This is a genomic window from Duganella levis (assembly GCF_009857605.1).
GTDB lineage: Bacteria > Pseudomonadota > Gammaproteobacteria > Burkholderiales > Burkholderiaceae_D > Rugamonas > Rugamonas levis.
On record NZ_WWCT01000011.1, the window covers coordinates 121925 to 140776 of the forward strand.

The 18852-nt window shown below is 65.8% G+C and carries 13 protein-coding genes; 8 read left to right on the forward strand and 5 right to left on the reverse strand.

The window, feature by feature from the left end; all coding sequences use genetic code 11:
• The first annotated feature begins 114 nt into the window (after positions 1–114).
• Positions 115–3117 (forward strand): sensor histidine kinase, encoded by a 3003-nt coding sequence (locus GTP69_RS15115; RefSeq protein WP_161055642.1) that lies wholly within the window; start codon positions 115–117, stop codon positions 3115–3117.
• On the opposite strand, the gene GTP69_RS15120 is transcribed toward GTP69_RS15115, so the two are convergent.
• Both GTP69_RS15120 and GTP69_RS15125 read right to left on the reverse strand, forming a co-directional pair.
• Positions 3072–3512, reverse strand: coding sequence for a nuclear transport factor 2 family protein (locus tag GTP69_RS15120; RefSeq protein WP_161055643.1), 441 nt, complete (start codon positions 3510–3512; stop codon positions 3072–3074). The genes GTP69_RS15115 and GTP69_RS15120 overlap by 46 nt on opposite strands.
• Before the next feature lie 102 nt (positions 3513–3614).
• A complete protein-coding gene (locus tag GTP69_RS15125) occupies positions 3615–4256 on the reverse strand; it encodes a response regulator transcription factor (protein WP_161055644.1) in 642 nt (213 codons plus the stop codon).
• Between the two features lie 187 nt (positions 4257–4443).
• Between GTP69_RS15125 and GTP69_RS15130 the strand changes: the two genes are divergently transcribed.
• A complete protein-coding gene (locus tag GTP69_RS15130) occupies positions 4444–5433 on the forward strand; it encodes an alpha/beta fold hydrolase (protein WP_161055645.1) in 990 nt (329 codons plus the stop codon).
• Here the strand turns inward: GTP69_RS15130 and GTP69_RS15135 are convergent.
• Positions 5414–6337, reverse strand: coding sequence for a LysR family transcriptional regulator (locus tag GTP69_RS15135; RefSeq protein WP_161055646.1), 924 nt, complete (start codon positions 6335–6337; stop codon positions 5414–5416). The two genes, GTP69_RS15130 and GTP69_RS15135, sit on opposite strands and share 20 nt — an antisense overlap.
• 120 nt (positions 6338–6457) lie before the next feature.
• Between GTP69_RS15135 and GTP69_RS15140 the strand changes: the two genes are divergently transcribed.
• The 6 genes from GTP69_RS15140 to GTP69_RS15165 all read left to right on the forward strand — a co-directional run bounded on the left by GTP69_RS15140 (position 6458) and on the right by GTP69_RS15165 (position 12370).
• Positions 6458–7210, forward strand: coding sequence for an SDR family oxidoreductase (locus tag GTP69_RS15140; protein ID WP_161055709.1), 753 nt, complete (start codon positions 6458–6460; stop codon positions 7208–7210).
• Between the two features lie 3 nt (positions 7211–7213).
• Positions 7214–8509: an epoxide hydrolase family protein gene (locus tag GTP69_RS15145; protein WP_161055647.1), complete on the forward strand. Its 1296-nt coding sequence runs from the start codon at positions 7214–7216 to the stop codon at positions 8507–8509.
• A 15-nt stretch (positions 8510–8524) separates the two neighbouring features.
• Positions 8525–9757, forward strand: a complete 1233-nt coding sequence (locus GTP69_RS15150; protein WP_161055648.1) for an epoxide hydrolase family protein — start codon at positions 8525–8527, stop codon at positions 9755–9757.
• Between the two features lie 10 nt (positions 9758–9767).
• Entirely contained in the window at positions 9768–10781 is a 1014-nt protein-coding gene (locus tag GTP69_RS15155) for a zinc-binding dehydrogenase (protein WP_161055649.1), read from the forward strand.
• Between the two features lie 129 nt (positions 10782–10910).
• Positions 10911–11879 (forward strand): SLAC1 anion channel family protein, encoded by a 969-nt coding sequence (locus GTP69_RS15160; protein WP_161055650.1) that lies wholly within the window; start codon positions 10911–10913, stop codon positions 11877–11879.
• Between the two features lie 80 nt (positions 11880–11959).
• Positions 11960–12370, forward strand: a complete 411-nt coding sequence (locus GTP69_RS15165) for a VOC family protein (protein WP_161055651.1) — start codon at positions 11960–11962, stop codon at positions 12368–12370.
• A 94-nt stretch (positions 12371–12464) separates the two neighbouring features.
• Here the strand turns inward: GTP69_RS15165 and GTP69_RS15170 are convergent, their stop codons facing one another.
• Together GTP69_RS15170 and GTP69_RS15175 are read right to left on the reverse strand one after the other, a co-directional pair.
• A complete protein-coding gene (locus GTP69_RS15170; protein WP_161055652.1) occupies positions 12465–14789 on the reverse strand; it encodes a catecholate siderophore receptor Fiu in 2325 nt (774 codons plus the stop codon).
• 260 nt (positions 14790–15049) lie between these two features.
• Positions 15050–18742 (reverse strand): response regulator, encoded by a 3693-nt coding sequence (locus GTP69_RS15175; RefSeq protein WP_161055653.1) that lies wholly within the window; start codon positions 18740–18742, stop codon positions 15050–15052.
• Positions 18743–18852 lie beyond the last annotated feature (110 nt).

The following is an 18852-nucleotide window of genomic DNA, read 5'->3' on the forward strand; positions in this document are numbered from 1 at the left end:
ATATAGTCGGCTTTATGCGCTGCGCAAGCGCTATTGCATGTAAATCCGTATAAATTGCATAACAATAGTCAGCCGTGAGACGCTAAAATACAAGGTCTCCTTTTAGATATACGCATGCCTTTACGAGCCGCCTTCCATGTGTTGCGACTGATTCTGCCGGCCGCGCTGATCTTCAGCGCCAGCGCGGCCGAGACTGCTCCGCGTCCGTATTGGCACAGTTCGATGGTGCACAAGGCGTGGACCAAGCAGGAAGGCGCGCCGACGGCGGTGTTCGGCATCACGCAGGACCAGCGCGGCATGCTGTGGTTCGCCGCCAACGACGGCGTCTACCGTTTCGACGGCGCCCGCTTCGAGCGCCTGACCGCCATCGACGGCAACAAGCTGCGCTCGTCGAACACCAACGCGATCCTGGCGGTCGGCTCGGCGCTGTGGGTCGGTTACAGCTTTGGCGGCGTCAGCGTGTTCGACCAAGGCCATGTGCACCACTACGGCGTTGAGCAAGGCCTGCCGGTGCGCACCATCTACCAGGTGGTGCGCAGCGGTGATGGCACGATGTGGTGCTCCACCGCCGATGGCTTGTACTGGCTCGATGGCGATCATTGGCGCTACGTGGAAGCCGGCGACGGTCTGGTGCCTGGCAACGTCCACTACTTCACTGCGCTGCCCGATGGCAGCATCCTGGCCGATCACCCGAATGGCGTGTACCGCAACACGCCCGGCAGCCACCAGTTCCACAAGGTGGCGGGTGGCAAAGGCATCGAAATCCACACCTTGCTGCCCAACGGCGACGTGCTGCTGGTCAACCAGGCGCGCCAGTTCTCCCGCTATTCCGCGCTCACCGGCGCCAGCGTGCCGTTGACGTTTCCGCCGGATGTACCGCCGCGCGATCCCTTCATCGACGCGCGTGGCGCGCTGTGGGTCAACAATGACGCCGGCCTGACCTTGCTGGGGCCGGACATGCGGCCCCAGCAGACCTTTGCCGGCTTGAACAACCTGAGCGGCAAGCAAGTCTTCAACACGCTGGATGACCGCGAAGGCAATCTGTGGCTGACCACCGAGAATGGCGTCGACCGCATCCGCGAATCGCGCCTGACCGCCGTGCAGCTGCCGGCGCGCATGTTCCGCTCCATGTCGGTCCAGCCCGATCCGGACGGCACCGTCTGGATCAGCAATCACAAGACCGATGGCGATTACGAGGTGGCGACCTTCGGCCTGCGGCCGGACGGCAGCCGGATCGCCACGCCGCTCAGCAACATGGCCGCCAGCATGCTGGCGCCGGACGGCAGCCTGTGGTTCGGCAACGGCCAGATCCTGTGGCACCGCGAGCATGGCGCATGGCGCCAATGGCCGTTGCCGGCTAACCTGAAAGGCAGCGACGTGCAGTACATGGCGGTCGATCGCCGCGGGCGCATGTGGCTGTCGATGGTGCGCAACGGCGCCTATGTATTTCGCGACGGTGAATGGCAGGCCGGCGGCGGCATTCCCGCGCTGACCAAGCTGACGCCGGTGTCGCTGCACGCCGATCCGCAGGGCCGCGTCTGGTTCGGCTATACCTCGAACCGGCTGGCGGTGCTGGACGGCGACTCTTTGCGCCAATATGGCGCTGCCGACGGCCTGGATGTGGGCAATGTGGCCGCCATCCTCACCTATCGCGGCCAACTGCTGGTCGGCGGCGACCAGGGCGTGGCGGTGCTGGCCGGCCAGCGCTTTGTGCCGCTGCACGATGCCGACGGCCAGCCGCTGCGCGGCGCCTCGGCCATGGTCGTCACCCGGCGCGGCGAGCTTTGGCTGAACGGTATTGACGGCCTGACCCGGGTCGCTGCAGCCGACCTGGATGCCGGCCTGGCCAGCCGCAGGCTACGGGTCGACCGCTTCGATTATCTGGATGGCTACAAGGGCCAGCCGTCGCAGGTGCGGCCGCTGGCGGTGCTCAGCGAGGCCATCGACGGCCGCATCTGGTACGCCACCTCGGCCAGCGTCGGCTGGATCGATCCCGCCAATATTGCGCGCAACTCGCAGGCGCCGACGGCGCAGGTGACGACGCTGCGCACCGACCAGCGCCAGTACGACGCCCGCGCTGATCTGCTGCTGCCGCCCTACTCCAGCAATCTGGAACTGGAGTTTACCGCCGCCATTCTCAGCATCCCGGAGCGGGTGCGGTTCCGCTACCGGCTGCTCGGCCAGGAGCAGGCATGGCGCGACGCCGGCGCCCGTCGAGCCGCCTTCTATACCAATCTGGGACCGGGGCACTACCGCTTCGAAGTGCTGGCCGCGAATGAGGATGGGGTCTGGAGCGCGGCCCCGGCCACGCTGGAATTCCATATTGCGCCGGCCTTCGTGCAAACTATTTGGTTCAAGCTGCTGTGCGCCCTGCTGGTGCTGGCGCTGGCCGGCGGCCTGTACTGGTGGCGCATGGCGCTGGTGACGGCGCGCATCGGTGATCGCCTGCGCGAACGCTTGCGCGAGCGCGAACGCATCGCCCGTACCTTGCACGACCACTTCCTGCAAAGCGTGCAGGCGCTGATGATGCAGTTCGACCTGATCAAGCACGGGCTGCCGTCCGAGCATGCATTGCAAGAGCGGATCGACGCCGCGCTGGAGACCGCCGATGACGTGCTCAGCGAGGGCCGCGAACAGGTGCTGGCGCTGCGTCTCAACCACGAGCTGACCGGCGACCTGGAGGCGGCGCTGTCCGGACTGGGGCACATCCTGGCGCCGCGCCACGGCGCGCGCTTCGTATTGACGGTGACCGGTACGCCCAAGCCGCTGCGCGCGGCAGCGGCGGCCGAAGCGTATGCCATCGGCCGCGAGGCGCTGTTGAACGCCTTCCGCCACGCGCGCAGCCACGAGGTGACGGTCGAGCTGCGCCACGCGCGCACGCAGTTTTCGCTGTCGGTGCGCGACGGCGGGCGCGGCATGGCGGCCGAAGTGTTTGCGCGTGGCCATCGGCCCGGCCATTTCGGCCTGACCGGTATGCGCGAACGGGCGCAGGATGCTGGCGGCACGCTTGAGATCTGCAGCGAAGCCGGCCATGGCACCACCGTCACGCTGCGGCTGCCCGCGCGGCGCGCTTACGCCCGCAAGGCGGCCGATAAATTGGCTAGGACGCCAAGCTGAGCGAAGAGGATGGTGGCAGCGGTATAGCAGTCGAACGACAGCACCTTGCCGTCTTTCAGGCGGAACACGTCGCAGCACGGCGTGTGGATAGTCTGCCCGGTCGGCTCGATGGTACCCGCTGGCAGCACGAGCGGACCCTTGTGGGTACCGTTCAGCGACAGCTGCACCACCACCACGTCGCCCATCACGATCAATTCTTCCAGCGCGCGGTGCATGTCGGGGAAAGCGGTGGCGTAGATGTCGACGGTCTTGCCGATGGCGGCGCCGACATATTTCTGGCCAGCCGAGATGTCGGCGAAATAGCCGTCCGGCGCAAACAGCTCGACGAAGCCGGCGCTGTCCTGCACTTCGGCCCGGCGGTACAGTTCGCGGATGATTTGTTCGTTGTCGGTCATGGCACTTCCTCAGGGGATGGATAACGTGAGGAAGTTTGTGCCGCTGGCGCTGGGCTGTCATCGGGCGAATGGCGCATCACCATCCACCCCCATGCATAAACGTCAGAGATCGATATAGCCGCGCTGGGCCGCCAGCGTGACGGCGTGGGCGCGGTCGGCGGCGCCGAGTTTCATCAGCAGGGTGCTCATGTGCGCCTTGACGGTGGCTTCGCTGATGGTCAGCGCCGAGGCGATTTCGCGGTTGGAGTTGCCGGACGACGCCAGCCGCAGCACGTCCAGCTCGCGCGCCGATGGCCCGCTGCCGGTGTACTGCGACGAAATCGACTGGCGCAACGCCGGCGGCAGCACATGCCAGCCTTCATGGACTTCGCGCACGGTGGCCGCCAGCTCGGCGCCCGGCACGTTTTTCATCAGGTAGCTTTGCGCGCCGGCCTTCAGCGCGGCGGCGATGCGGGCGTCGCCGCAGTAGGTGGTCAGCACGATCAGGCGTGCATCCGGATGCCTGGCGCGGATCAGACGGATCGCTTCCAGCCCGTCCATGCGCGGCATTTGCAGGTCGATCAGCGCCACGTCCGGCCGCGCGCGGTCGTACTCGTCGACGGCTTCCTCGCCATCGGCCGCTTCGGCCACGATCTCGACCGGGGCGTGCGCGGCCAGCGTGGCGCCGATGCCGGCGCGCATCATCGGATGGTCGTCTGCGAGCAGGACGCGGATCGCCGAGCGATCACGCGTTCCCAAGGTCATATGCTGTGCCACGAAGGGCTCCTGTAGTTGGCGGCCAGTCGATTGTAACGTGCCGGCCCCAGCCGGAAACCTGCCAGATTGCAGGGGCGGCGATTATCCGCGCCGGTGGATAGTGCTGCTACTTCATGCCGATCTCAAAGTCGCCACGCCCGCCTAGACTGGTTTCTCATTCAAGTCAGGAGAAAACATGGTCACATTCAAACAACTGGCCGGCGCGGCGGCGCTGCTGGCTTCACTGTGCGTGCCGGCCGTAGCGGCGCAGCCCGCCGTACCGGCAGCCCAGGTCAGCGACGCCGCGCTGGTGCGCAAGCTGCCGGGATTCCGCAACGGCAAGGCGCTGGCCAACGGCGTCAAGCTGCATTACGTGATCGGCGGCCAGGGACCGGCGCTGGTGCTGCTGCCGGGCTGGCCGGAAACCTGGTGGGAATGGCACAAGCTGATGCCGGCGCTGGCGCAGCACCACACCGTGATCGCGGTCGATCTGCGCGGCATGGGTGGTTCCGACAAGTCGGCCGGCGGCTACGATAAAAAGACACTGGCGGCCGATATCCACGCGCTGGTGCAGCAACTGGGCTACCAGCAAGTCGACATCGTCGGCCACGACATCGGCTCGATGGTGGCCTTCAGCTTTGCCGCCAATTATCCACAGGCCACGCGCCGGCTGGTGATGGTGGACGTGGCGCATCCGGACGCCGCGCTGGCCAAGTGGCCGCTGCTGCCCGAGGCCGGCACCTTCAGCGACAAGCTGGACGAAAACCACCCCTACGTCTGGTGGTTCGCCTTCCATCAGGTGAAGGGGCTGCCGGAAGACCTGCTGGCCGATGGACGCATCGGCCTGGAGCAGGCCTGGATGTTCCGCTACCTGATGCAGGACGAGCACAAGCTCGATGCGCTGGACCGCGCCGTCTACCGCCACGCCTACAACAGCCGCGACGCCATCCGCGCCGGCGATGCCTGGTATCAGGCCTTCCCGCAGGACATTCTTGACGATGGCGCCTACGCACCGCTGGCGATGCCGGTGCTGGCGGTCGGCGGTCCTGGCTACGGCTGGCTGAAAAGCACGCTGGCCACCAAGAGCAGCAACCATCGCGTGGTGAAGATCGCCGACAGCGGCCACTTCATCCCCGAGGAACAGCCGCAGCAGCTGCTGAACCACCTCAGCGAATTCCTGGACTGACGCGCGCGTCCACCGCCGAAAACACCTGCACCGCCCAGTCGACAAACACCCGCACCTTGGCGTTCAGGTGGCGGTTGGGTGGGTACATGATGTGCAGCGGATGGCGCGGCGGCTGCCACTCGCCCAGTACCTGCACCATCTCGCCGTTGGCCACCAGGTCGCGCACAAACCAGGCAAAGGTCTGGCCGATGCCCAGCCCCGCCGTCAGCGCGCTCAGGTGGGCGGTGCTTTCGTTGACCGCCACCGCCGCATGGGCGTTGATTTCGATGTTCTCCTCGCCGCGCACAAAGCGCAGCGGATGCGCCTTGCCGGTCAGCGAGGAAAAATACGCCACCACCCGGTGCTGGGTTTCCAGTTCGCGCGGATGGGCTGGCCCGCCATGCTGCGCCAGGTAAGACGCGTGGCAGCAGGTGATGAACTCCATCTCGCACAGCTTGCGCGCGATCAGCGTGGTGTCGGCCAGCGGGCCGCCGCGGATCACGCAATCGATGCCCTCGCTCACCAGGTCGCTGGGACGGTCGCTGACGCCCAGGCGCAACTCGATATCCGGATACGCTTCCTGGAACTGCGGCAGCGCCGGCAGCAGGATCTGGTTGGCCAGAATCGAGCCGATGTCCACCCGCAAGCGACCGCGCGGCTGGGCTCGCGTTTGCCGGGCGGCTGCGTCCATTTCTTCCAGATCGATAATCAGCCGCCGCGCGCGTTCGTAGTATTGCGCGCCTTCCGGCGTGACCGTGATCGAGCGCGTGGTGCGGTGGATCAGCTTGGTGCCCAGGTGCTCTTCCAGATCCTGGATCAGCTTGCTGGCGGTGGAGCGCGGTAGCGCCAACTGGTCGGCGGCGCGACCGAAGGTGCCGGCTTCGGCAATGCGGACAAACATGCGTAAGGCTAACAAATGATCCATAAGGCTCCCGTTTTGCCTTGATTGTACATCTGGATGGATAGTGATTCCACTATCGGCCAATTTACACAGAACGGTGGACAAAATACACTGAACTTCATCAACTAACCCAACAAGGAGTTCATCATGAGCAAGCTTCAAGGCAAAGTAGCAGTGGTTACCGGTGGCACCAGCGGCATTGGCCTGGCCACCGCCAAATTGTTCGCCGCCGAAGGTGCGCGCGTGTTCATTACCGGTCGCCGCCAGGCGGAACTGGATGCGGCCGCTGCCGCGATTCCGAACGCCACCGGCATCCAGGCCGACTCGTCCAATGCCGCCGACCTGAAGCGCCTGTTCGACACCATCAAGGACAAAGCCGGCCACATCGACGTGCTGTACGTCAACGCCGGCGGCGGCTCGATGGCGCCACTGGGTGCGATCACCGAAGAACACATCGCCGACGCCTTCGACCGCAACGTCAAAGGCCTGATCTTCACCGTGCAGAACGCGCTGCCGCTGCTGGGCAAGGGCGCTTCCGTGGTGCTGACCAGCTCGACCGCCGGCGTGGTCGGCACCCCGGCCTTCAGCGTCTACAGCGCCAGCAAGGCCGCCGTGCGCAACCTGGCGCGCAGCTGGATTCTCGACCTGAAAGACCGCGCGATCCGCATCAACGTAGTCAGTCCTGGTCCGATCCGCACGCCGGGTCTGGTGGAACTGGCCGGTCCGGACGCCGCCAACCAGCAAGGTCTGCTGGACATGCTGGCCGCGCAAGTGCCGCTGGGCCGCGTCGGTGAGCCGGAAGAGATCGCCAAAGCGGTGCTGTTCCTGGCCTCGGACGACGCCAGCTTCGTCAACGGCGCCGAGCTGTTTGTCGACGGCGGCCTGGCGCAGGTATAAGCCATGGACCAGTTCCCGATTCCGGATCTCTCGCGCCGCTCGGCACTGCGCGGCCTGGCTGCCGCAGCTGCCGCCAGTGGCGTCGCCAGCCTGCTGCCGGCTGATGCTGGCGCTGCCAGTGTCGACGTCAGCAAGATCGCCTTCGAGCGCGCTGCCGCGCGCGCCGGCGTCAAGCCGTTCAAGGTAGCGGTGCCGCAGGCCGCGCTGGACGACCTCAAGCTGCGCCTGTCGATGGCGCGCTGGCCCGATCCGGAAACGGTGACGGACTGGTCGCAAGGCCTGCCCTTGCAGCGCCTGCAATCGCTGGTGGACTACTGGCAGCACAGCTACAACTGGCGGCGCGCAGAAGCCAGCCTGAACGCGCTGCCGCAGTTCACCACCAATATCGACGGCCTGGACATCCATTTCCTGCACGTCCGCTCCAAGCACGCCAACGCGCTGCCGCTGCTGCTGACGCACGGCTGGCCCGGCTCGATCTTCGAATTCCTCAAAGTGATCGGCCCGCTGGTCGACCCGACCGCGCACGGCGGCAAGGCCGAGGATGCCTTCCACGTGGTGATTCCGTCGCTGCCCGGCTTCGGCTTCTCCGGCAAGCCGCAGGCGACCGGCTGGGGCCTGCCGCACATCGCCCGCGCCTGGAGCGTGTTGATGGGCCGTCTCGGTTACAGCAAGTGGGTGGCGCAAGGCGGCGACTGGGGCGCCGGCGTCACCACCTGGCTGGCCAGGCAGCACGCGGCCGGCTTGGCGGCGGTACATCTGAACTTGCCGATCCTGTTCCCGCCGCCGCTGGACGGCACGCCGGATGCGCAGGAGCAGGCGTCGATCGCGCAACTGGTGGCGTTTGACGGCGCCAAATCCGGCTACGCCAAGTTGCAGGGCACGCGGCCGCAAACCATCGGCTACGCGCTGGCCGATTCGCCGGTGGCGCAGGCGGCGTGGATCTATGAAAAGCTGGGCACGTGGAGCGACAGCGGCAACGATCCGGAGTCGGTGCTGTCGCGCGATGAAATGCTCGACAACATCATGCTGTACTGGCTGACCGACAGCGGCGCGTCGTCCGCGCGGCTGTATGCCGAAAGCTTCACCACCGATTTCTCGACCCAGAAGCTGGACTTGCCGGTGGCGGTCAGCGTCTTCCCCGGCGAGCTGTTCCGGCCGCCGCGCAAGTGGGGCGAGCGCGTGTACTCCAAGCTGTACTACTGGAACGAAGCGCTGCCGCGCGGCGGCCACTTTGCCGCCTTCGAGCAGCCGGCGCTGTTCACCACAGAACTGCGCCGCGCTTTCGCCACCATTCGTTGATCGCAGGAGAACACCATGCAAGCATCCACTATTCAACCGGCGCGCCGCGCGCTGCTGACCGGCAAGCTGTCGGCCCTGCATCCGACCCAGGGACTGGCGCTGCCGCCGGCCACCGACGCTGTCACGCCGTTCCGTGTCGAAGTGCCGCAAGCACTGCTGGACGATTTGAAACAGCGGCTGGCGCTGACGCGCTGGCCCGATCGCGAAGCCGGCGCCGGCTGGTCGCAAGGCGTGCCGCTCAAGCGCATGCAGGACGTGGCGCACTACTGGCAGCACACGTACGACTGGCGCCGCGCCGAAGCGCAGCTGAACGCCTTCCCGCAATTCCGCACCGAGATCGACGGCCTCGGGATTCACTTCCTGCATGTGCGCTCGAAGCATGAGAACGCTCTGCCGATCATCCTGACCCACGGCTGGCCGGGCTCGGTATTTGAATTCCTCAAGGTGATCGGCCCGCTGGTCGATCCGACCGCGCACGGCGGCAAGGCGGAAGACGCCTTCCACGTGGTGGTGCCGTCGCTGCCCGGTTTCGGCTTCTCCGACAAGCCGCGCGAAAAAGGCTGGAACGTGGTGCGCATCGCCAAGGCCTGGGGCGCGCTGATGGCGCGGCTCGGCTACCAGCGCTGGGTGGCGCAAGGCGGCGACTGGGGCGCCGGCGTAACCACCGCGCTGGGCCACGTCAAGCCGCAAGGACTGGCGGGCATCCACCTCAACTGGCAGTTCGTGTTCCCGGAAAAGATGCCGGCCACGCTGTCATCGGAAGAGCAGCGCGCGGTGGATGGCGTCGGCCGTTTCCTCAGCGGCGAATACGGCTACTTCAACGAGCAGTCGACCATGCCGCAGACTGTCGGTGAAGTGCTGAGCTCGACGCCGGTGGGCCAGGCGGCCTGGATCTATGAGAAATTCCAGGCCTGGAGCGACAACGGCGGCGACGTCGAACGTGTGTTGACGCGCGATGAGCTGCTGAACGATATTTCGCTGTACTGGCTGACCAATACGTCGGCTTCGTCGGCTCGCATCTACTGGGAAAATTCGCCGTCGAGTTTTTCCGGTGGACGGCTGGACTTGCCGGTGGCGGTCACGGTGTTCCCGAAAGAGATCTACCGCGCGCCGCGCTCGTGGGGCGAGGCGACTTATCCACAGCTGATTTACTGGAACGAGGTCGATCGCGGCGGCCACTTTGCCGCCTTTGAACAGCCGGCGCTGTTTGCCGCCGAGCTGCGCGCCGCCTTCGCCAAACTTCGCTGAGAGGACCGCCATGCGCAGCATCATCTACCACCAGTACGGCGAACCGGCCGACGTGCTGCAACTGACCGAAGCGCCGGAACTGCCGGCGCCCGGCGTCGGCGAAGTGCTGATCCGCGTGCTCAGCCGGCCGGTGCATCCGGGCGACCTGATCGGCATTCGCGGCCGCTACCGGGCGCCGGGCAACGCCGCGCCGCTGGGGCCGGAAGGCGCGCGGCCGGGCTTTGAAGGCATGGGCGTGATCGAAGCGCTCGGCCCTGGCGTCGATAGCGCGCAGGGCTTGGCGCCGGGTGCGCGGGTGGCCTTCTTTCCGGCGCGCTGGGCGTGGAGCGACAAGGTGCTGGCGCCGATACGCGCCGTCACCGTGCTGCCGGATGACATCAGCGATGCCGCTGCCGCCCAGTTGCACGTGGCGCCGCTGACGGCCACGCTGCTGTTGCGCGCGGTGCGCGCGGCACGGGCCCAGGCCGGCGACGTCATCGCGCTCAGCGCGGCCGGCAGCCTGGTGGCGCGGCTGGCGTCCAAGCTACTGGTGGCGGAGGGCTATATGCCGGTTGGCATCGTGCGCTCGGAGCAAACCATTCCGGCCTTGTCGAGCCAGATGCCGGGCATGCAATTCATCAGCACCGGGCGGGCCGACTGGACGCGCCGCGTCTATGGCCTGACGCAAGGCCGCACGGTACGGGTAGCGCTCGATCCGGTGGGTGGCGAGGTCGGCAGCGCGCTGGCGTCGCTGCTGGGGGATGGCGGCACGCTGGTTTCGTATGGCGACTTGTCGGGCCAGCCGCTGACCGTGCCGGCGCTGGCCTTCTCCACGCGCGGCATCAGCATTCAGGGTGTCTCGGTGGGCCGCTGGCCGTCGCTGCCGGACGAAGTGCGCGCCGCCGACATCGACATCGCGCTGGATCTGGCGCGGCTGGTGCCGGACGCCTTCACCGCAGCCGGCATCTACGACCTGGCCGACATCGCCACCGCCGTCCGCCACGCCGAACAACCCGGCAAAGCCGGCGCCGTGCTGCTACGTTGATTGCGGGCTGACCCGTCTCTGCCGGAAGTAGCGGTTGAGACGGTCGAGCAAAAAGTCTATCCTCCGGAGCATCGCCAGCGGTGGCGGGCGGCTCGACAATGGCAACCATTCTGTCACCGGTTGACCATCATGCAAAACGAATCCACCCCCCTCTCCTACCTGCCGATCGGCATCTTCGGCGGCGTCATGGGCTTGACCGGGCTGTCGGTCGCCTGGAAGGCGGCGCATCATCACTTTGGTGCGCCAATCTGGATCAGCCAGGCCATCGGGCTGGCGGCCGTCGCCGCCTTTGTCGCGCTGGTGGTCGCCTATGGCATCAAGGCCTGGTCCGGCTGGGACGCGGTGCGCGCCGAGTTCAGTCATCCGATCGCCTCCAACCTGTTCGGCACGCCGATGATCAGCCTGCTGCTGCTGCCGTTTGTGCTGGTCGATTACAGCCTGGCGCTGGCGCGCTTGTCGTGGGTGCTGGGCGCCATCGGCATGACGGCGCTGGCGTGGGTCATCGTGATGCGCTGGATGACGGTGCGGCTGGTCGCATCCCATGTGTCGCCGCCGTGGATCGTGCCGGTGGTCGGCATGCTGGATGTGCCGCTGGCGGTGCCGACGCTGCAATGGGATGGCCTGCATGGCTTGATGGTATTCGGGCTGGCGGTCGGGCTGTTCTTCGCGGTGCCGCTGTTCACGCTGATCTTCCAGCGGCTGGTGCTGGAAGAACCGCTGCCGGCACCTCTGCAACCGTCGCTGCTGGTGCTGGTGGCGCCGTTCGCGGTCGGCTTCACCGCTTACGTCACCACCACCGGCGGCATCGACCTGTTCGCCCAGGTGCTGTACATGCTGACGCTGTTCCTGCTGGCGGTGCTGCTAGGCCGCCTGCGTCACCTGCCGCACTGCTCGCCGTTCCGCGTGTCGTGGTGGGCGGCCAGCTTCCCGTTGGCGGCTTCGGCCGGCGCAGCGATCCGCTATGCCGCGTATGCCGCCGATCCGGTCACTGACGCCATCGCCGTGGTGGTGCTGGCCATCGCCAGCCTGACCATCGTGATCTTCCTGTTCCAGACCCTGGCCGGCGTGTTCAAGGGCCAGCTGAAAGCGCTGGCGTGACTGCTGACAAAAAGTGACAGGAGGGCTGGCTATAGTGGCGTCAGCAATTTTGCTCATGCCACTTAGAAAGCGAGTTACCCATGTCTGTCACGACCGTTACCCACATCAACCTGCGCGGCCAGGCGCGCGCTGCGCTGGCCTTTTATCAAGCTGTCTTCGGCGGCGAACTGACGCAGGTGACCTATGCGCAGATGGGCAATGTGCAAGATCCCGCCGATGCGGACCACATCATCTGGGGCCAGGTGGTGGCCGCCAACGGCTTCCGCATCATGGCGTGCGATGTGGCGGCCGCCACGGCGTGGAACCAAGGCGAGAATGCGTTCTTCGTCTCGCTGCGCGGCAATGATGCGGAGGAAATCACCGCGCAGTGGCACAAGCTGGCCGAAGGCGGCACGGTTCTGCACGCGCTGGCGGCAGCGCCATGGTCGCCGCTGTACGGCATGCTGAAAGACCGTTTCGGCGTGGTCTGGGTGGTGGATATGGGCGTCTGACTCAGACCCCGCCCGCTGAATCTCTTCTAAAAGCAAAAGCCCCGCCGCTACGAATAGCGGCGGGGCCAGCAACACGGAATCGGGAACCGCGTGCTTAGAACTTGAAGTTCGCGGTCAGGCTGGCCGAACGTGGTGCGCCCGGGGTGTAGCGGTAGCCCGACTTGTTGATCGCCTGCACGTAGTCCTTGTCGCCCAGGTTGTAGACGTTCAGGCGCAGGTCGATGTTTTTGTTGATCGGGTACGCCGCCATGGCGTCGAACACCCAGTACGAATCGGCGTAGGCCGGGGTGCCGACGGCGCCGTCGGTGCCGCGCAGCAGCTTGTCGCTGAAGCGCGCGCCGCCGCCGATTTGCAGGCCGAACGGCAGCGTGTACGAGGTCCACAGCGTGAACGCTTGCTTCGGCGTGTAGCTCAGCTGGTTTTCGCCGTTGGCGGTCACCACTTTGCCCGATTCGACGCTGGTCGACTGGTGGGTGTAGCCGGCGCTGACCAGCCATTTCGGCAGGATTTCACCGGTCACGCCCAGCTCGATACCTTGCACGCGTTTTTTACCATTCTGGTAGTACACGGCCGGGTTGGTCGGATCGACTTCGATCTCGTTTTTCACTTCGGTGCGGAAGGCGGCAGCGGTGAACGACAGTTTTTGCTGCAGCAGATCCCACTTGGTGCCGACTTCGTAGTTGGTGGTGGTTTGCGGATCGTAGCTCGGGTTGGTGGCGCTGTTGGCGGCGCTGCTCAGGGTGAAGGTGGTGCCGCCTGGCGGCGATTTCGAGCTGGCCACCAGACCGTAGACGCTGCTGTCGGCGGTCGGCTTGTAGGCCACCGACAGTTTGCCGTTCAGCAGGGTGTCGCCGGCGTCGATCGAGCTGCCCAGCAGCGTGCCGACCGGGATCACCTGTTGTGCCGGCGCGGTGACGGCAGCCTGCAGGGTAACGGCGTTGTAGGTGGTGTTGTAGTGGTCGACGCGCACGCCGGCGTTGATGATCCAGTCAGCGCCGATCTTGGCGGTGTCGAACAGGTAGACGCTCTCGGTGTTGGTGCTGCCGTTGCCGCGCGCGCCGTTACGGGCGTAGGTCACGTTGACCGCTGCGTCCGGATTCGGATTGTAGATGCTGGTCGCCGGCAGTGCGGTGCCGCCGGTGGCGGCCCAGGTGTAGTTGGTTTGCTTCTCGTTGGTGAACTCCAGGCCACCCACCAGCGTGTGCTTGACGGCGCCGGTGGTGACATCGGCGGTCAGCGTGGTCTGGTTGGCGATGATTTCGTTGACCTGATCCTTGAAGGTCAGGTTGGTGCGCTTCATGGTCCAGGTCGATGGATCGGCAGGGTTCGGCGTCACCACGTTGGCGGTGGTCGCCATGAACGAGGTCAGCAGGTAGTTCTCGGTGGTCTTGCCGTAGCGGGCGGTGTTGACCAGCTTGGCGCCGTTGGCGAAGTCGTGTTCGATTTTCAGCGTGACCATGTCGGCTTTGACATCGTCGTGGTCCAGGCTGGAGCCGTAGAAGTTCTTCGGATCGACCGGACGGGCATTGGTCAGGAACGGACGGGTTGGGTCCGGCGAGGTGTAGCCAGGCAGGCCGATGGTCAGCACGCCGCCGTCAGGGATGTTGTTTTGCTTGACGTGCAGCAGGTCCAGGTAGACGCGGGTCGGGCTGTTCAGGCCGTAAGCCAGCGATGGCGCGATGGCCCAGCGCTTGTTCTTGACGACGTCGCGCGCCGGATTGCCGCTGTCCTGGTCCAGCACATTCAGGCGGAAGGCTGTGCCGCTGTCGGCGTCGATCACGGTGTTGATGTCGGCCGTGCCGCGCTTCTGCTTGCCGCTGCCGCCGGTGACGGACGCCTGGTAGGCGTTTTCCAGCAGTGGCTGTTTGGTGACCAGGTTGATCGAACCGGTTGGCGACGAACGGCCGTTGTCGGTGCCGGCCGGGCCCTTCAGCACGTCGATCTGTTCGATGTTGAAGGTGTCGCGGGCGATCGAGCCGACGTCGCGCACGCCGTCAACGTAGATGCTGCCGGAGGCGTCGAAACCGCGCATGTAGATGGCGTCGCCGGTGTTGGTCGAGCCGTTTTCGCCGAGGAAGAAGGCGCCGACGCCCGGGGTGTTGCGCAGCGCTTCGGTCAGCGTGGTGGCGCCTTGCTGTTCGATCAGCTCTTTTTTGATGACGGTCAGGGTCTGGGCGGTGTCGACCAGTTTTTCGGTGTACTTGGCGGACGAAGCACGTTCGGCTTTGTAGTCGTTTTCACGCGCGGCATTGACTTGCACTTCTTGCATGGTTTGCGGCTTGGCCTGGGCGTCGGTATCCGACGGGGCGGCGGCTTCGACGGCGTGGGCGGCGACCGGCAGCAGCATCGCAGCCAGCGCTGCACTCATGTGTTGATTAAAGCGCGTCTGCGCATGTTTGCGACTCTTGATCATTGCCATGTGCTTCTTTCGTCAGAAGAGAGAGGGCTGGCTGCGCGCTGAAACAGTGTTCATGCGGCGTCTGGCTTGCCGGTTCGGGAATAAATTAGTGGGAAAGATTGTAACAATAAAATACCGTAACGTAAATGCGAATTATTATCAATATGATTCATGGAATCGCTTGGGAGGGGCAGGACTGTGGTGTAAACGCCAAACGTTGCCCAAAAGTTAGGCAGCCGGATAGGTCATCCGGCGTACGTTTGCTTACATCTGTGAGGGGGTCAGGACTGTTCGCGTTCCAGCCAGGCGCGGGCCTGGGCCAGGGTTTGCGCCAGCTCGTTGCGGACTTGCAGGTAGCGCTCGGTGAGCTCGTCCTCGCGCTGGTCGTGGATCGCGTCTTCGGCGGCGATGGTAGCCTGGATCAGGCGTTTGGCGCCCAATATGCCGACCGCGCCGCGCAGGCTGTGGAAGAGTTTGGCGGCGTCGCGCAGCCGGCCTTCCTGTAGCGCCAGGCCGGCCTGGTCGGCTGGTTCCATGCCGGTGTCGAGGGCGCCGCGCACCATTTTGTACATGGCGGCGCGGCCCTTGGCGTCCTTGCCCATGACGCGCATCAGGCTGTCCATGTTGAAGATGGCAGTCTCGCCGGTTGGCGGCGGCGCGTTGGTCATCAGCTTGGGTGGCGGCGCCGAGGACTGCTGTGCGTTGGCCAGCGGGCCGCCGAGCGGCACGGCGACTAATGGTGCGAAGACGGGCGCCGGGGCAGTTTCCCGTGCTGCGGGTGCGGCCGGCGCGGCGGCTGCGGCCATGGAGGCCAGCAGATCGTCTTCGACCGGCGACGCTGGCGGCGTCACGGCGGCGTGCACAGGCGCCGGTGCGCGGGTTGGTGGTGCGGGAATGGGTGGTGGTGGCGGCGCAGGTGGCGCGGCGCGCTTGGGCAGGTGGCGTTGCAGCACCGCCAGCATCTCGTCCACCTCGATTGGCTTGGGAATGAAATCGGTGATGCCGGCCTCGCGGCTGCGCTCGCGTTCGGATTCCAGCACGCCGGCCGTCATCGCAATGATCGGCAAGTTCAGCTTCAATTCCTGGCGCAGGATGCGGGTCGCGGTAAACCCATCCATGACTGGCATCTGCATGTCCATCAGCACCAGGTCGTACTCGGCGGCATGGCCGCGCATGATTTCCACCGCCTGGCGGCCGTCGCCGGCGATGTCCAGCGTGGCGCCGGCGTGTTCCAGAATGCCGCGCGCCACCGCCTGGTTCAGCAGATTGTCTTCCACCAACAGGAAATGGACGTCGGCCAGCATGCCGACGATGCCGGTATCGGGCACGCCCTGCGGCTCGGCCTCGCCCTGCGTAGCCAGCGCCTGATGCAGCGCATCGAACAGGTTGGAGCTGGTGATCGGCTTGACCAGCACCACGTCGGCTTCCGGCGCGTGCGAGATTTCCTCGATGCGGTCGCGGGCGAAGGCGTTCAGCATCACCACCATCGGCTGCGGCTTGCCGTGCGCGGATGCGCGGATGCTCTTGGCGGTGGCTAGCCCGTCCATGCCGGGCATGTGCCAGTCGGCCAGCACCACGTCGTATGGCTGCTGGTGGTCGATGCTCTGGCGGTAGCGGCGCAGTGCGGCCTCGCCCGAATCGACCTCGTCCGCCTGCCAGCCCCAGGCGCGGATCAGGCGTGCCACCAGTTCGCGGCTGGTACGGTTGTCGTCGGCCACCAGCAGGCGCAGTTGGCCGAGCGCCGGCTTGCGCCGCTCATCGGTCTGGTCGGACTGGATCTCGAACGGCAGGCTGAACCAGAAGGTCGATCCCTGCCCCGGCCGGCTGTTGACGGCCACCTGTCCGCCCATCAGTTCGATCAGGCGCTTGGTGATGGCCAGCCCCAGGCCGGTGCCGCCAAAGCGCCGCGTGATGCTCTGGTCGCCCTGCGAGAACGCGTTGAACAGCTGGCCCAGTTGGGCCTCGGTCATGCCCATGCCGGTGTCGCGCACCTCGAAGCGCAGCAGCGCGCTGTGGTCGTCGCGCGCGGTCAGCTGCACGCTGACCACCACTTCGCCCTGCTCGGTGAACTTGATGGCGTTGCCGGCCAGGTTGACCAGGATCTGCTGCAGGCGCATGGCGTCGCCGCGCAGGCGGTTGGGAATCGCCACATCGACGCTGATGGCCAGCTCCAGCTCCTTGTCGCCGGCGTTCATGGTCATCATGGTGGCCAGCGCATTCATGGTCTCGTCGAGCGAAAAATCGACCGGCGACAGGTCCAGCTTGCGCGCCTCGATCTTGGAGAAGTCCAGCACGTCGTTGAGGATGCCCAGCAGCGACTGGCCCGACACCCGCACCATGTTCAGATACTTGCGCTGCTGCGACGTCAGCTGCGTGTTGCCGAGCAGGTAGACCATGCCCAGCACCGCATTCATCGGCGTGCGGATCTCGTGGCTCATATTGGCGACGAAATCGCTCTTGGCGCGGTTGGCCGCCTGCGCCCGGTCGCGTTCGCGCTCCAGTTCCAGCGCGCGGCTTTCCACCTCCTGTTGCAGGCGGTGGCGTTCGGTAATGTCGGAAATCACCGCCAGCACCTTGGTGCCCTGGTCGGTGCGCACCGCGCTCAGGTTGACCTCGACCGGGAACTCGCTGCCGTCGCGGCGGCGGCCGTAGGTCGCGGCGCCATTGCCCATGCGCACCGGCTCGGCGCTGAGACGGTCGGCAAAGAAGCGGTTGCGGTGGCCCACGTGTTGCTGGCGCAGCCGTTCCGGCACCAGGATTTCCAGCGGCTGGCCGAGCACCTCGTCGCGCTCGTAGCCGAAGCAGCGTTCGCCTTCGCGGTTGAAGGTCTCGATGCGGCCGTCGATGCCGACCACGACGATGGTGTTCGGCGCGAACTCGACCAGGCTTTGCAGGCGCGCATCGGCTGCCAGCCGTTCGTGCATCAGCTCGTTGAATGCGGTGGTCAGTTGGCCGACTTCATCGTGCGCGTACACCGGCAGCGGCGTGAAGCGGGCCGGTTCGGCGCGCAGGCCGACGATGGCGTTGCGCAGCCGTGCCAATGGCGCCAGCAGCCGCACCGTCAGCGTGCTGATCAGCAAGGCGGTCAGCACGGCCGCCACGCCGCTCCAGACCAGCACGCGCTTGATGACGCCGTCAAACGGTTCCAGCGCTTCCTCGGCCGGCAGCGAGGTGGCCAGCAGCCAGTCGACCGATTTCAGCTGCTTGTAGCTGTTGAGTGTGGGCAGGCCTTCGCCCAGGCCCATGGCGGTGCCTTCAAAGCCGTCTTGCAGCGCGCGCGTGGTGGCCGGGTTGGCGTTCGGATCGCGCGGCTTGAGCAGGCGCGAAATATCGGGATGCAGCACGTACACCGGATTCTCGTTGCGGGTCAGCGCGAAGTAGTAGCCGCTATTGCCGACCTTGGCGGTGCGCAAGTGGCCCAGCAGATTGTCCTTGTACAGCCGCAGCACGCCCACCAGCAGGCACACCACTTCGCCTTTGTTGTTGAGCACCGGCGCCACCATCTGCACTACCGGCTGCTTGTTGGCGCGGCCGATGATGGGCTCGGTAATCATGGGTTTGCGGGTGCGCATCACGGTCTTGAAGTAGACGCGGTCGGAGGCGTCGATGCCGACTCGTCCCGGCACCAGCGGCAGGTCGGAGATCACCTTGCCTTGCGGGTTCAGCACCAGCAAATCGTCGAACAGGGCCAGCACGGCGCGGTCCTGGTAATACTCGCGCAGCTGGTCGCCGGAGGTGGCCAGCGCCGGCGGCTGGTTGCGGGCCGACAGCGCGATGATATCGAGCAGCATGGTCAGCTTGTCGTCCAGCTCCTGCGCGGTGCGGTTGACCAGCGCCGTCTGCTGGGTGAACAACACCCGCGTGTAATCCTCTTTCATGCGCTGGGTTTGCACCAGCGTGACGAGGCCGATCATCAGGACCGAAGTGATGCTGGTAACGAGCGCGACTTTGGCCTTGATGCCGAGTGGCTTCATATCAACCTTGATGAATGCAGGGGCTGATTGGATTCTCCTATCAAAGACTGGCGTTGGCAAGAAAGAAAAAGGCGTGCCGTGGCACGCCTGTAGGCTTTCAAACTGCAAGC